Consider the following 13,692-nt stretch of genomic DNA (forward strand, 5'->3'; position numbering starts at 1 on the left):
GGAACCAAGCGGCGGGTGAAACGCTACCTGTCCGGATGCGGCCCGCGCATCCAATCCCCCGACATCGGGGCGGTTCGCGGATTCTTCAACGGATTGCCGTACGATCGGTCGGAATTGTTGCCTGGGCAACCTGCGCAGATGATGATTTCGCCACGGCGAGGAAGCGATTCGGATTTTGCGGCACGCCGTCCACATGCACCTCGAAATGCAGGTGGGCGCCGGTGGAGCGCCCGGTCGAGCCCACCAGCGCGATCTGCTGGCCCGGCTTGACGAGGTCGCCGGGCTTCACCAGCAGCCTGGAAGCATGCGCATAACGGGTCTTGAGGCCATTGCCGTGATCGAGATCGATCAGGTTGCCGTATTCGGAGTGCCACTCCGCCGCCGCCACCACGCCTCCTGCGGCCGCGACGATCGGCGTGCCCGCGGGCGCGGAAAAATCGACGCCGTCATGCGGGGAGCGGCGCCCGGTAAATGGGTCGAAGCGCCAGCCGAAGCCGGATGCATCGTAGCCGGTCGCCACCGGCAGCACGCGTGGAACCCGGCGATCCTCGATCCGGCGATCCAGCAAGGTGCTGGCCACCACATCGAAATAGTCCGCATGCCTGTCAGCCTGATCGGACAGGCTCGCCAGCGCGAGTTGCAGCTCAGGCAGGCTCGAGGTGCGCGACTGCGCCGAGGGCGCGAGGCCACCACGGCCAGGCGGCTGCTTGAAGTCGAATTCCCTGGGTGCGATGCCCGCAAGCCCGGAAACCCGCTCGCCAAGCGCATCCAGCCTCACCATACGGGCCTGGATCTCGCCCACGCGGGCGGCCAGCACATTGAGATTGGCGCGCAGGTAGGCATCGTCGCCCGGTGCACGGACTGGCGCGCCAATGCCCGCCCGCGCCACGATCCAGGTCAGCGCCGACGAGACCAGCGCGACAACCAGGCACAGCAGCACGATGCCGGCGAAGATCTTCCCCCGTGACAAGGTGAAATGACGCACGCGCGGCAGGCGCGGATGAAGCACGATGATCTGCATGATGCAATCCTTCCCATGCAACGCCTGGCGCCGGCTTCGTGGCTACGGCGCATAAGCCGCCGCGCTGGCGCGAACGGCACGCTAGAATGCGCGCATGCGCATGTTTACCCATCACGCCCTCCAGACGCCCGCCGCCAAGCCGCTTAACGACTGGCTGGACAAAGCCGGCCCGGTCTCGGCCCTGATGCAGACGGCACGGGAACTGGCGGTACTGGAAGCTGAGGTGCTGTCGCTCCTGCCACGCGGCCTGCAGGACGGCATCGCTGTCGCGGGCGTCAAGCAGGACGCCCGCGGTGTCGGCCAGGGCCAGTCGGAGCGAACGTTGCTGTTGCTGGCCGCCCATGGGGCAGCCGCTGCACGTGTCCGGCAAGTGGTTCCTACGCTACTTTCCAGGTTGCAACAGCGGGGATCGCAGATTACCGCAATCCGGGTGAGGGTACAACCCGAGGTCGGCCGGCAGAGTGACTGGGACACCGGACCGGTAGTGCGGCCCAAGGTGGCCCGGATGTCGGCGACCGGCTTGTCCAGCCTGACGCAGCTGGCGCAGGAGTTACCCGAGTCGCCGTTGCGGGATGCCCTGAATACCCTGTTGTCGCATCATCGGCAAAAGACGACGACCGGCGCTGGTTCCTGACGCCTGTGCCCTGGACGTAAAGAAGCCGGCTTGCGCCGGCCTTCCGGTGATACCTGAACCCTGCCCCCCGGCAGGCGTTATGCAAACGCCGGCTGCAACTGCGGCAAAAACGCCGGCGGCGCATCCTCGGCCCGCTCGAACGTCACCATCTCATACGCTTCCTGATCCGCCAGCAAAGCCCGCAACAACTGGTTGTTCAGCCCGTGGCCGGATTTGTTGGCGACATAGGCACCAATCAAGGGATGGCCGACCACATACAGATCGCCGATCGCATCAAGGATCTTGTGGCGCACGAACTCGTCGCCGTAGCGCAGTTCCTCGTTGTTCAGCATCCGATGCTCATCGAGCACGATGGCGTTATCCAGACTGCCGCCACGCGCCAGCCCCATCTCCCGCAACGCCTCGACTTCGTGGGCAAAGCCGAAAGTGCGGGCGCGGGCAATCTCGCGCACGTAACTTGTATCGGCGAAATCGATGGAGAAGGTCTGGCCGGTCTTGTCCACCGCGGGGTGACGGAAGTCGATGGTGAAAGCCAGCTTGAAGCCGAAGTAAGGCTCCAGGCGCGCCAGCTTGTCGCCCTCGCGGACTTCCACGGCCTTCTTCACGCGGATAAAACGCTTGGGCGCGGACTGCTGCTCGATTTCGGCCGACTGCAACAGGAAGACGAAGGATGCAGCGCTGCCGTCCATGATCGGGATTTCCTCGGCGTCGACATCCACGTACAGATTGTCGATGCCAAGGCCCGCGCAGGCGGACATCAAATGTTCCACGGTCGACACGCGCGCGCCATCCTTCTGCAGGACCGATGCAAGACGCGTATCGCCAATGGCTGACGCGCTCGCGGGGATCTCGACGGCTTCAGGCAGGTCGACGCGGGTGAATACGATACCGGCATCCACCGGAGCCGGGCGCAGCGTCAGCGTCACTTTACGGCCCGAGTGCAAGCCTATGCCAACGGTCTTGACCAGGGATTTGATGGTGCGCTGTTTGAGCATGACGTTCTCAGCTATTATTAAAATCTATCAAGTACACTTTCTAATATAGCGATTTTACCATTGCTTCGTTTGCTGCGCTGCGCCACTTTGTTTCGGTCTGTTAGTACCGAAGAAATAAGCCGCTATAAGTGCCCTTTAAGCAACTTGTCAGTTACTCAATGACACATTCGCGTATTACGCACGCAACGCCGCAAGCACCGCTTCAGCGCTGCTGACCTTGAATTCGCCAGGCGCTTCAAGCCACAGGTGAGTCACCACGCCATCGTCGATGACCATGGCGTAACGCTTGGAGCGTACACCCATGCCGCGTGCGGTAAGGTCCTGGTCCAGGCCCAGGCGGCGCGTCCACTCGGCGCTGCCATCGGCCATCATGCGCACCTTGCCTTCGGTGTTCTGCTCGCGGCCCCAGGCGCCCATGACAAAGGCATCGTTGACCGAGACGCACCAGACTTCGTCCACGCCGGCCGCGCGCAGCGCTTCGGCCTGCGCCAAGTAGCCCGGCACATGCTTGGCGGAGCAGGTGGGGGTAAAGGCGCCGGGCAGGCCAAACACCACTATCTTGCGGCCACGAGCGAGCTCGGCGACCGAGAAGGAATTGGGCCCGAGAGCGCAGCCGCCAGTCTCGACCTCAAAGAACTCGTTCAGCGTGGCGTCGGGCACACGCGCTCCAATTTCGATCATGCTGTGTCTTCCTGTCTCGGTAAAAACCCTGTTTAGCATCATAGTGCGCCAGCCGCAGGCGCCCAAGTCTGACACTGCCGGGTATGCCGTAGGAATTGTCCGACATAGGCGAGACTTTGGCTGGCGGAGGGAGCCTATGGCGCCGCGCGCAGATCTGCGCGGCACGCCAGACTCGTTTCCTGGGCGGCATTGATGGCGCCAGGCTCAAGGCCCGGAGGGCTTCGAGCCGCACTGCTTTTCAAATGGGTCCGTGCGCCGATCTTGCGATCGACGCGCGGACGACGGCACATCCCGGCCGGGATGGCGGGAGACCAGTCCGGGGAGGCGGCCGGAGGCACGCCTGTCCCGGCGACGGGATGCGATCTGAGGGCGTCAGCGCGGGTGCGGCATGGCTGGCTGCTGGCCAGTCCACCGCCACCGGGCGCAACACGAGCGGATAGGGAGCGCTAGCGTGTTTCGCCGATCCGGGGCGGGGTCTGGCTGGCAGCCGGCCTTGCCGACACCTTGCCGAGCCAACTCAGTCCGCCTGCTTACGCAGGAACGCCGGGATGTCGTACGTATCCACACCCTTTTCCTGCAACGCGGCCACGTGGGCGGACGCAGACTCGCGCGAGCTGCGCCATACCGCCGGCGTGTCCAGGTTGCTGTAATCGGGAGCGCTGCTGTGGCCGGCGTTCACGCTGCTGGTCATATTGCCCATCATCTGCACCGGCATATTGTCGGTACCGGTCTTGAGCAGGGTCATCGGCTGCTGCTTCTTGGCCGAACGGCCCAGGCCCGTCGCCACCACCGTCACGCGCAGCGCATCGCCCATGGAATCGTCGTACACCGTACCGAAGATCACGGTGGCATCTTCCGCGGCATAGCTGCGGATGGTGTTCATGACTTCCTTGGTTTCCGACAGCTTCAGCGAGCGGCTGGCCGTGATGTTGACCAGCACGCCGCGCGCGCCCGACAGGTCCACGCCTTCCAGCAGCGGGCTGGCGACGGCCTGCTCGGCAGCCAGGCGGGCGCGGTCCACGCCCGACACGGTAGCTGTGCCCATCATGGCCTTGCCCTGCTCGCCCATGACCGTCTTCACGTCTTCGAAGTCGACGTTCACCAGGCCATCGACGTTGATGATCTCGGCGATGCCCGCGACTGCGTTATGCAGCACGTCGTCGGCGCACTGGAAGCACTTGTCCATCTCGGCGTCGTCGCCCATCACCTCGAACAGCTTCTCGTTAAGCACAACGATCAGCGAATCGACGCAGGACTCCAGCTCACCGGAACCGGCTTCCGCCACCTTGGCGCGGCGCGCGCCTTCGAACTCGAAGGGCTTGCTGACCACGCCCACGGTCAGGATGCCCATTTCCTTGGCAACCTGGGCCACGACCGGTGCAGCGCCGGTACCGGTGCCGCCGCCCATGCCGGCAGTGATGAAGACCATATGGGCACCGCGCAGCGAGTCGGCGATCTGCTCGCGCGCCTGATCCGCGCAGTTGCGGCCGACCTCCGGCTTGGCGCCTGCCCCAAGGCCGGTGTTGCCGAGCTGCAGCACACGCGAAGCGCTGGAGCGCTTGAGCGCCTGCGCATCGGTGTTCATGCAGATAAATTCGACGCCTTGCACGCCACGGCTGATCATGTGCTGCACAGCGTTGCCGCCCGCGCCGCCCACGCCGATCACCTTGATGATGGTGCCGTCCTGCAATTCCGTTTCGATCATGTCAAAGTCCATCACTGCCTCCAAGTAGTATCAGCCGCCAAACGCTGCAGCCTCCCCGCCGCAACCCTTGGCTACTGAACAAGAAACCATCAAAAGAAAACTGCCTGTTCAACGGATTGCCCACAATTTCGTGGACAATCCCGTGATTCATTCAAGTGCAATCCAATCGTCGGCAGCTTAGAAATTGCCGACGAACCATTCCTTCATGCGGGTCCACACCTGCTTGACGGAACCGCTCTGCACCGCGACCTTGCGGCCGCGCATGCGTTGCACGCGGCCTTCGAGCAGTAGTCCCATTACGGTCGAATAGCGCGGACTCTTAACAACTTCGTGCAAATTTCCCCGATATTCCGGCACGCCGACCCGAACCGGCTTGAGGAAGATATCCTCGCCCAGTTCCACCATGCCCGGCATCATCGCGGTACCGCCGGTGATCACGACGCCTGACGACAGCAGTTCTTCATAGCCCGACTCGCGCACCACCTGATGCACCAGTGAGTACAACTCCTCGATACGCGGCTCGATCACCGCCGCCAGCGCCTGGCGCGACAGCGAGCGCGTGCCGCGGTCGCCCACGCCGGGCACCTCGATCATGTCTTCCGGATCGGCGATAGCCTGCTTGGCGATGCCATACTGGATCTTGACGTCTTCGGCATCGGGTGTCGGCGTACGCAGCGCCATGGCGATGTCGTTGGTGATCTGGTCGCCGGCGATGGGAATCACGGCCGTATGCCGGATCGCGCCTTCGCTGAAGATGGCGATATCGGTCGTGCCGCCGCCGATATCGACCAGCACCACGCCCAGTTCCTTCTCGTCCTCGGTCAGCACTGCCAGGCTCGACGCCAGCGGCTGCAGGATCAGGTCGTGCACTTCCAGCCCGCAGCGGCGCACGCACTTGACGATGTTCTGCGCCGCGCTGACCGCGCCGGTGACGATATGCACCTTCACCTCCAGCCGGATGCCGCTCATGCCGATGGGCTCGCGCACGTCTTCCTGGCCGTCGATGATGAATTCCTGCGTGAGAATGTGCAGGATCTGCTGGTCGGTCGGGATATTGACCGCCTTGGCGGTCTCGATCACCCGGGCCACATCGGTCTGGGTGACTTCCTTGTCCTTGATCGCCACCATGCCGCTGGAATTGAAGCTGCGGATATGGCTGCCGGCAATGCCGGTGAACACTTCGGAAATCTTGCAGTCGGCCATCAGCTCAGCCTCTTCCAGCGCCCGCTGGATGGACTGCACCGTGGCCTCGATATTGACCACAACCCCTTTCTTCAGACCCTTGGACTCTGACTGGCCCATCCCGATCACTTCGTAGCTGCCGTCGGGGCGCAACTCCGCCACTACCGCGGCCACCTTGGAAGTGCCGATATCGAGACCGACCAGTAGGTCCTTGTATTCCTTGCTCATCGGTTTTTCTCCGCGTTCTTACTCTTGAGTCGCGTCGGATTGTTATTCGGATTGGTGTTGGTACTTGTACTCGTACTTGTATTCGTGCTGGCGCCGGCGGGTTTCGCCTTGGCGGCCGCGGCTGCCTGGGCATCGGTCAGGAACCGCACGTTGGCCGCGCGGATGGCGAACCCGTTGGGGTAGCGCAGGTCCGCGTACTCGATCTGCTTGCCCCACTGCTCGGTGACCTGGGGCCAGGCCACGACGAATCGCTTGACGCGCTGCGCCATGGCGTCGCGCTCCTCGTCGTTCTGTTCGCGCCCGAGCTCCACCACCATGCCGTTGGACAATTTGGTGCGCCAGGCATAGCGGGACGACAGCGTGACCGTCAGTGGCTCGACCTTGAGCGGCTTGAACCATTCGCGCATGGTCTCCAGCTTGTCGACCACGTCGCCCTCGCTGTCCGGCGGGCCGTCGAGCGCGAGCAACTGGGCATCTTCCTCGGCTTCCGCCGGGTTGGCGACGAACACTTCGCCATAGGTGTTGATCAGGCGGCTACTGTCGGCATTGCCCCACGTACCGAGCGCTTCGTGCTCCTCGACCTCGACCGCGAGCCCGTTGGGCCATTCGCGGCGGACGCTGGCGCGGCGCACCCAGGGCACCGACTCGAAAATCTGCCGCGCCTCGTTGAGATCGAGCGTGAAGAAGCTGCCCGACAGCTTGCCCAGCGCGTTGGCGCGCACGCTCGGCGCATTGACATGCCGCAGTGAGCCGCCTTCCATCGGCGCCAGCTCGACGTGCGTGATGGCAAATACCGGCCGCTGCGCCAGCCACAGCAGGCCGGCCGCGAACGCCATCACCGCCACCAGCGCGTAGAGCGTGGAAGCGATCAGGTTGAGCAGGCGAGTGTTGTGCCACATGGCTTAGCGTTGTTCCGGTTCCGGTCGGTCGGGTTGCAGTGTTTGTCCAGTGCTCAATCGGGTTTCCAGGCCTCGCTGGGATGCAGGTCCAGCGTGGCGGCCGCGGTCACCTGCATGACGAAATCCTCGTAGCTGATGCCCACCGCGCGCGCCGCCATCGGCACCAGCGAATGGCCGGTCATGCCGGGCGAAGTATTCATCTCGAGCAGGAAAGGCTTGCCGTCGGCGCTCAGCATCACATCGGCGCGCGCCCAGCCGCGGCAACCCAGCACGCGGAAGGACTGCACAGCCAGGCGCCGCACCTCGGCTTCCACGTCGTCCGGCAGGCCCGACGGGCACAGATATTGGGTATCGTCAGTAAAGTACTTATTTTGATAGTCGTAGTTCGCGCCGGGCGCGACGATGCGGATCACCGGCAGGGCTTCGGCGCTGGCGCCCTCCCCGACTATCGGACAGGTCAGCTCGGCGCCGTCGATGAATGTCTCGGCAATGACGTCGTTGTCCAGCGCGGCGGCTTTCTCGAAGGCGGCACGCATCTGGCCGGACTCGGTCACCTTGGTCAGGCCGATCGACGAACCCTCGCGCGCCGGCTTGACGATGAGCGGCAGGCCCAGGTCGGCGGCAACGGCGTCGAAATCCGTATCGGCATGCAGCATGGCAAAGCGCGGCGTGGGCAGGCCGTGGGTCATCCACAGGCGCTTCGTTGCCTGCTTGTCCATGGCCAGCGCCGAGGCCAGCACGCCGCTGCCGGTGTAGGGCACACCCAGTTGCTCCAGCAGGCCCTGGATGGTGCCATCCTCGCCGTAGCGGCCGTGCAGGGCGATAAATACGCGATCGAAACCGGCCGTGGCCAGTTCGGCCACCGACTGCAGGCCGGGATCGAAGGCATGGGCATCGACGCCGCGCGAGCGCAGCGCGGCCAGCACGCCGTTGCCCGACAGCAGTGAAATCTCGCGCTCGGCCGAGCGGCCGCCGAGCAGCACGCCGACCTTGCCCAGCGATTTGGGATCGATATTGGGATGGGCGACGAAACTCATGCCTGCCCCCCGGCCTGTTGCGAAACCAGTTGTCCGGGCACGGTGCCGATCGTGCCGGCGCCCATTGTCACCACCACGTCGCCGGGCCGGGCGGCATTCAGGATAGCCTGCGGCATTTCGTCGATCTGCTCCACAAAAACGGGTTCAACCTTGCCGGCCACGCGCAGCGCGCGCGTCAGCGCGCGGCCGTCGGCGGCCACAATCGGGGCTTCGCCGGCGGCATAGACCTCGGCCAGCAACAGCGCATCCACGGTGCCCAGCACCTTGATGAAATCTTCAAAGCAATCGCGCGTGCGGGTAAAGCGGTGCGGCTGGAAAGCCAGCACCAGCCTGCGTCCGGGGAACGCACCCCGCGCCGCCGCCAGCGTCGCGGCCATCTCGACCGGGTGGTGGCCGTAATCGTCGACCAGCGTGAAGGTGCCTTCGCTCCTGGTTTCGCCCTGCGCATCCGTGCTGACGCAAGCAACTTCGCCATAGCGCTGGAAGCGGCGTCCCACGCCGTGGAACTCGCGCAGCGCCTTGACGATGGCGGCATCGGGCACTTCCAGTTCGGTCGCAATGGCGATGGCCGCCAGCGCGTTCTGGATATTGTGCATGCCGGGCAGGTTCAGTACCACATCCAGCGGCGTCTCGGCATGGCTGTTGAGCTGGCGCAACACGGTGAAGTGCATCTGGCCGTCGACCGCGCGCGCATTGACCGCGCGGATCTGCGCGTCCTCGGCAAAGCCATAGCGCACGATCGGCTTGGAGACGAACGGCATGATCTCGCGCACGTTGGGATCGTCCACGCACAGCACCGCGATGCCGTAGAACGGCAGGCGCTGGGTGAATTCCACGAACGCCTGCTTGAGCCGGGCGAAGTCGTGCCCGTAGGTGTCCATGTGATCGGCGTCGATATTGGTAATGACCTCGATCACCGGGAACAGGTTCAGGAACGAGGCATCCGACTCGTCGGCCTCGGCCACGATGAAGTCACCCGTACCCAGGCGCGCGTTGGCGCCCGCCGAATTCAAGCGGCCGCCAATCACAAAGGTGGGATCGAGCCCGCCTTCGGCCAGCACCGACGCCACCAGGCTGGTGGTGGTGGTCTTGCCGTGGGTGCCGGCGATGGCCACGCCCTGCTTCAGGCGCATCAGCTCGGCCAGCATCACCGCGCGCGGCACCACCGGGATGCGCTTGGCGCGCGCAGCCAGCACCTCGGGGTTGTCGTTGGTGACGGCGGTGGACACCACCACGGCATTGGCGCCGTTGATGTTGGCGGCATCGTGGCCGTGCATCACGGTCGCGCCCAGCGATGCGAGGCGCCGCGTGGCGGCGTTGCTGCCCACGTCGGACCCTGAGACCTTATATCCCTGGTTCAACAGGACCTCCGCGATGCCGCTCATGCCGGCGCCGCCGATGCCTACGAAGTGGATGTTCTTGACGATGTGCTTCATGAATCCGTTGTATCAATCCCTGGCCATCTGGCTGCAGATCTCCGCCACGCGCCGGGTTGCTTCCGGCTTGGCAAGACCACGCGCCTGATGCGCCATCTCTTTGAGTCGGGGCCGCGACAGCGAGGCCAGCGTCTGCGCCAGCCCGCTCGCGGTCAGTTCGTTCTGCTGGACCAGCAAGGCGGCATCCTGGCTCGACAGGAATTTCGCATTGGTGGTCTGGTGGTCATCGACCGCATGCGGGAAAGGCACGAACAGTGCCGCCACGCCTGCCGCCGCCACCTCCGACACGGTCATCGCACCCGCGCGGCAGATCACCAGATCCGCCTCGGCGTAGGCCGCTGCCATGTCGTCGATAAAGGGCAATGCTTCCGCCGCCACGCCGGCGGCCTGGTAATTGGCGCGCAGCGTGTCGATCTGCTTGGCGCCGGCCTGGTGCCTGACCAGCGGGCGCTCGCCTTCCGGCAGCAGCGCCAGCGCCTTCGGTACGACTTCGTTGAGCGCCGCCGCGCCCAGGCTGCCGCCCACCACCAGCAGCCGCAACGGGCCGCTGCGGCTGTCATAGCGCTGCTCGGGCGCCGGCATCCGCGCGACTTCGTCACGCACCGGGTTGCCGGTCCACTCGCTGTCCGGCAGCGCGTTCGGGAAGGCGCACAGCACCCGGTCCGCGACCTTCGCCAACACCTTGTTGGCCAGACCGGCGATCGAGTTCTGCTCATGCAGCACCAGCGGCCGGCCCAGCAGCGACGCCATCATGCCCGCCGGGAAGGTGATATAGCCGCCCATGCCCAGCACCACATTGGGCCGCACCCGGCGCAGCGCCTGCACGCTTTGCCAGAAGGCGCGCAACAGGTTCAGCGGCAGCATCAGCTTGGTCAGCGGACCCTTGCCGCGCAAGCCGCCGAACTGGATGAACTCCATCGGGATGTCGTACTTGGGCACCAGCGTGGCTTCCATGCCTGTCCGGTTGCCCAGCCACACGACGCGCCAGCCCTGCTCGCGCAATGCGCGCGCGACCGCCAGCCCGGGGAATACATGCCCCCCGGTGCCGCCGGCCATCACGAGCAAGGTGCGCGGTGCGGTCATACTTTCCCTCCGCGCATCATGACGCGATTCTCATAGTCGATGCGCAGCAGGATCGCCAGCGCCACGCAGTTCATCAAAATGCCCGAGCCGCCGTAGCTCACCAGCGGCAGGGTCAGCCCCTTGGTGGGCAGCAGGCCCAGGTTCACGCCCATATTGATAAAGGTCTGCCAGCCGATCCAGATGCCGACGCCCTTGGCCACCAGGCCCGCAAAGGTGCGGTCGAGCTGCAGGGCGGTACGGCCGATCTCGAAGGCGCGGCGCACCATCCAGTAGAACAGCACGATCACCACCAGCACACCCACAAAGCCGAATTCCTCGCCAATCACGGCGAGGATGAAGTCGGTATGCGCCTCGGGCAGGTAGTGCAGTTTCTCAATACTGCCGCCCAGCCCCACCCCGGTCCACTCACCGCGGCCGAAGGCGATCAGCGAGTGGGTGAGCTGGTAGGCCTTGCCGAGCGCATTGGCCTCTTCCCACGGGTTGAGATAGGCGAAGATCCGCTCGCGCCGCCATGGCGACGCCGTGATCAGCAGCGCAAAGGCGCCCACCGCCACGCCGACCAGACCGGCGAACAGCTTGCCGTTGATACCGCCCAGGAACAGGATGCCCATGGCGACCGTGGCCACCACCAGGAAGGCACCCATGTCGGGCTCCAGCAGCAGCAGCATGCCTACCACGACCACCGCCACGCCCATCGGCAGGAAACCCTTGCCGACGTTTTGCATCCACTCCTGCTTGCGCACGGTGTAGTTGGCGGTGTACAGCACCACCGCCAGCTTCATGAACTCGGACGGCTGGAAGTTCATGATGCCGAGCGGAATCCAGCGCCGCGCGCCATTCACGCCCTTGCCCACGAAGGGCACCAGCACGAGGATCAGCATCACCAGCGCGATCACGAACAGCTTGGGCGCGTACTTGTCCCAGAACTTGACCGGGATCTGGAAGGCCAGCAAGCCCATGGACAGCCCGATGAACAGCGCGAACGCATGTCGTGCGAGAAAATGGCTTTCACGGTAGTTGGCGTACCGCGGCGAGTCCGGCAGCGCGATCGAGGCCGAGAAGACCATCACCAGGCCAAGCGCGAGCAGCACGATCGCCACCCACAGCAGCGGCTGGTCGTACTCCATCATGCGCGAGCGCGTCGGCTTGACGCCGGACACCGCATCGCGCAATCCGCCCCAGGCGTTGCCGATGGTGGCTCCGATAAAGCCGCTGCGCTTGACCGGTGCGTCGCTCATGGCACGATCCCCCTGGACATCGCCAGTTCTTCCACCGCGGCACGAAAGACTTCGGCGCGATGCACATAGTTACGGAACATGTCGAGGCTGGCGCACGCCGGCGACAGCAGCACAGCATCGCCGCCCTGCGCCGCAGTGGCGGCCAGGCCGACAGCCTGTTCGAGCGTGGCGGCGTCGGCCAGCGTGACGCCGGTTTCCTGCAGCGCGCGGCGCAGCTCGCCCGCATCCTTGCCGATCAGCACCACGGCGCGGGCGTACTGCGCCACCGGCGCGGCCAGCGGCGAGAAATCCTGCCCCTTGCCTTCGCCGCCGGCAATCAGCACCACGCGCTTGTCCAGCCCGGACAGCGCGGCCACGGTAGCGCCCACATTGGTGCCCTTGCTGTCATCGAAGAATTCGACGTCGTCGATCGTGGCGACCCACTCCACCCGGTGCGGCTCGCCGCGGTATTCCCGCAGGCCGTGCAGCAAGGCGTTCAGCGGCAGGTCGATGGCACGGCACAGCGCCAGCGCGGCCATCGCATTGGTGGCGTTGTGCATGCCGCGGATATGCAGCGCATCCGCCGGCATCAGGCGCTTGTGGCGCACCGGAACGGCTTGCGCTTCTTCGGCGGCGGCGGCCTTGCGGCGGCGCGGCTTGTTCTCGCCGTCGGATTCGCTATCGGGTTCCGCCACCACCAGCCAGGGCATGCCGCCCTCTCGCAGCACGCCGAAGCTGCCCGGTACCTCGGGCAGGTCGGTGCCGAAAGTCACCGGCGCCGTGCCGGGGCGCGCCATGTCCAGGCTCAGGCGGTCGTTGCGGTTCAGGATCTGCACGCAGCCGGCTTCGCCCGGCGCCGGCGCCGGGCCGAAGATGCGGGCCTTGGCGGCGGCATAGGCTTCCATGCTGCCGTGCCAGTCAAGATGGTCCTGGGTGATATTGAGCACCGTGGCCGCGTGCGGCACCAGCGTGTACGTGGTTTCCAGCTGGAAGCTCGACAACTCCAGCACCCAGACCTCGGGCAGCGTGGCCGAGGCAATGCACGCGGCCAGCTTGTCCAGCGCCGAGGGGCTGATGTTGCCCGCCACCGCCACGCTCTTGCCGGCGCGCTCGACCAGGCGGCCGGTCAGCGCGGTGGTCGTCGTCTTGCCATTGGTGCCGGTGATTGCCAGCAGCTTCGGCGCATAGCCCGACTCTGCCTGAAGGTGCGCCAGCGCACGCGCGAACAGCTCGATCTCGCCCCACACTGGAATCCCGCGCTCGCGCGCCGCGGCCAGCAGCGCGGCAGTGGCGCTTTCCAGCGGCGACAGTCCGGGGCTGATCGTCACCAGTTCGATGCCGTCCAGCAGTGCGTCCGAGAAGGAACCACCATGAAATTCGGCCGAAGGCAGCTCGGCTTGCAGGAAGACCAGGTTGGCAGGCGCCTCGCGCGTGTCGGCAACGCGCACGGGCGCGCCATACTGGCCGCACCAGCGCGCCATCGCCAGGCCCGATTCGCCGAGGCCCAGCACCAGCACATGAGGTTTTTGCAACTCGCCAAACACTTCGATTCCCGCCTTTTTCGTTTCTGCGTT

The 13,692-nt window shown here is 65.3% G+C and carries 12 protein-coding genes; 1 reads left to right on the forward strand and 11 read right to left on the reverse strand.

Going from position 1 to position 13,692, the window contains the following annotated elements; all coding sequences use genetic code 11:
- Positions 1–85: 85 nt before the first annotated feature.
- Positions 86–1,021 (reverse strand): M23 family metallopeptidase, encoded by a 936-nt coding sequence (locus CF70_RS32490; RefSeq protein WP_035875594.1) that lies wholly within the window; start codon positions 1,019–1,021, stop codon positions 86–88.
- 94 nt (positions 1,022–1,115) lie between these two features.
- Here CF70_RS32490 and CF70_RS32495 point away from each other — a divergent pair, with 94 nt between their 5' ends.
- Positions 1,116–1,655 (forward strand): hypothetical protein, encoded by a 540-nt coding sequence (locus CF70_RS32495; protein ID WP_035875596.1) that lies wholly within the window; start codon positions 1,116–1,118, stop codon positions 1,653–1,655.
- 77 nt (positions 1,656–1,732) lie between these two features.
- Here CF70_RS32495 and lpxC read toward each other — a convergent pair whose 3' ends face one another.
- From lpxC to murD, 10 genes are all read right to left on the reverse strand, one after another.
- Positions 1,733–2,650, reverse strand: coding sequence for a UDP-3-O-acyl-N-acetylglucosamine deacetylase (gene lpxC / locus CF70_RS32500; protein ID WP_035875598.1), 918 nt, complete (start codon positions 2,648–2,650; stop codon positions 1,733–1,735).
- Positions 2,651–2,824: 174 nt separating this feature from the next.
- Positions 2,825–3,331: a peroxiredoxin gene (locus tag CF70_RS32505; protein ID WP_035875599.1), complete on the reverse strand. Its 507-nt coding sequence runs from the start codon at positions 3,329–3,331 to the stop codon at positions 2,825–2,827.
- Between the two features lie 517 nt (positions 3,332–3,848).
- Positions 3,849–5,048 (reverse strand): cell division protein FtsZ, encoded by a 1,200-nt coding sequence (gene ftsZ, locus CF70_RS32510; protein ID WP_035875600.1) that lies wholly within the window; start codon positions 5,046–5,048, stop codon positions 3,849–3,851.
- 165 nt (positions 5,049–5,213) lie between these two features.
- Positions 5,214–6,446 (reverse strand): cell division protein FtsA, encoded by a 1,233-nt coding sequence (ftsA, locus tag CF70_RS32515; RefSeq protein WP_035875601.1) that lies wholly within the window; start codon positions 6,444–6,446, stop codon positions 5,214–5,216.
- The gene (locus CF70_RS32520; RefSeq protein WP_035875604.1) at positions 6,443–7,345 is read right to left on the reverse strand and encodes a cell division protein FtsQ/DivIB; all 903 of its coding nucleotides are present in this window, start codon (positions 7,343–7,345) and stop codon (positions 6,443–6,445) included. The genes ftsA and CF70_RS32520 overlap by 4 nt, the downstream gene beginning before the upstream one ends.
- A 53-nt stretch (positions 7,346–7,398) precedes the next feature.
- The gene (locus CF70_RS32525) at positions 7,399–8,382 is read right to left on the reverse strand and encodes a D-alanine--D-alanine ligase (protein ID WP_035875606.1); all 984 of its coding nucleotides are present in this window, start codon (positions 8,380–8,382) and stop codon (positions 7,399–7,401) included.
- Positions 8,379–9,818, reverse strand: a complete 1,440-nt coding sequence (murC, locus tag CF70_RS32530; RefSeq protein WP_035875608.1) for a UDP-N-acetylmuramate--L-alanine ligase — start codon at positions 9,816–9,818, stop codon at positions 8,379–8,381. Before murC ends, CF70_RS32525 begins: the two co-directional genes overlap by 4 nt.
- A 12-nt stretch (positions 9,819–9,830) precedes the next feature.
- The gene (gene murG, locus CF70_RS32535; protein WP_035875611.1) at positions 9,831–10,901 is read right to left on the reverse strand and encodes an undecaprenyldiphospho-muramoylpentapeptide beta-N-acetylglucosaminyltransferase; all 1,071 of its coding nucleotides are present in this window, start codon (positions 10,899–10,901) and stop codon (positions 9,831–9,833) included.
- The gene (gene ftsW, locus CF70_RS32540) at positions 10,898–12,139 is read right to left on the reverse strand and encodes a putative lipid II flippase FtsW (protein ID WP_035875613.1); all 1,242 of its coding nucleotides are present in this window, start codon (positions 12,137–12,139) and stop codon (positions 10,898–10,900) included. The genes murG and ftsW overlap by 4 nt, the downstream gene beginning before the upstream one ends.
- Positions 12,136–13,662 carry a UDP-N-acetylmuramoyl-L-alanine--D-glutamate ligase gene (gene murD / locus CF70_RS32545; RefSeq protein WP_035875616.1) on the reverse strand — a complete coding sequence of 509 codons (1,527 nt, stop codon included), beginning with the start codon at positions 13,660–13,662 and terminating at the stop codon, positions 12,136–12,138. Before murD ends, ftsW begins: the two co-directional genes overlap by 4 nt.
- Between the last annotated feature and the right edge of the window lie 30 nt (positions 13,663–13,692).

This window comes from Cupriavidus sp. SK-3 (assembly GCF_000611145.1).
Lineage (GTDB): Bacteria > Pseudomonadota > Gammaproteobacteria > Burkholderiales > Burkholderiaceae > Cupriavidus.

Coding starts and splice junctions, on each gene's coding strand:
- CF70_RS32490 (WP_035875594.1), bottom strand. CDS start 1,021: ATGCAGATCATCGTGCTTCATCCGCGCCTGCCGCGCGTGCGTCATTTC.
- CF70_RS32495 (WP_035875596.1), top strand. CDS start 1,116: ATGCGCATGTTTACCCATCACGCCCTCCAGACGCCCGCCGCCAAGCCG.
- lpxC (WP_035875598.1), bottom strand. CDS start 2,650: ATGCTCAAACAGCGCACCATCAAATCCCTGGTCAAGACCGTTGGCATA.
- CF70_RS32505 (WP_035875599.1), bottom strand. CDS start 3,331: ATGATCGAAATTGGAGCGCGTGTGCCCGACGCCACGCTGAACGAGTTC.
- ftsZ (WP_035875600.1), bottom strand. CDS start 5,048: ATGGACTTTGACATGATCGAAACGGAATTGCAGGACGGCACCATCATC.
- ftsA (WP_035875601.1), bottom strand. CDS start 6,446: ATGAGCAAGGAATACAAGGACCTACTGGTCGGTCTCGATATCGGCACT.
- CF70_RS32520 (WP_035875604.1), bottom strand. CDS start 7,345: ATGTGGCACAACACTCGCCTGCTCAACCTGATCGCTTCCACGCTCTAC.
- CF70_RS32525 (WP_035875606.1), bottom strand. CDS start 8,382: ATGAGTTTCGTCGCCCATCCCAATATCGATCCCAAATCGCTGGGCAAG.
- murC (WP_035875608.1), bottom strand. CDS start 9,818: ATGAAGCACATCGTCAAGAACATCCACTTCGTAGGCATCGGCGGCGCC.
- murG (WP_035875611.1), bottom strand. CDS start 10,901: ATGACCGCACCGCGCACCTTGCTCGTGATGGCCGGCGGCACCGGGGGG.
- ftsW (WP_035875613.1), bottom strand. CDS start 12,139: ATGAGCGACGCACCGGTCAAGCGCAGCGGCTTTATCGGAGCCACCATC.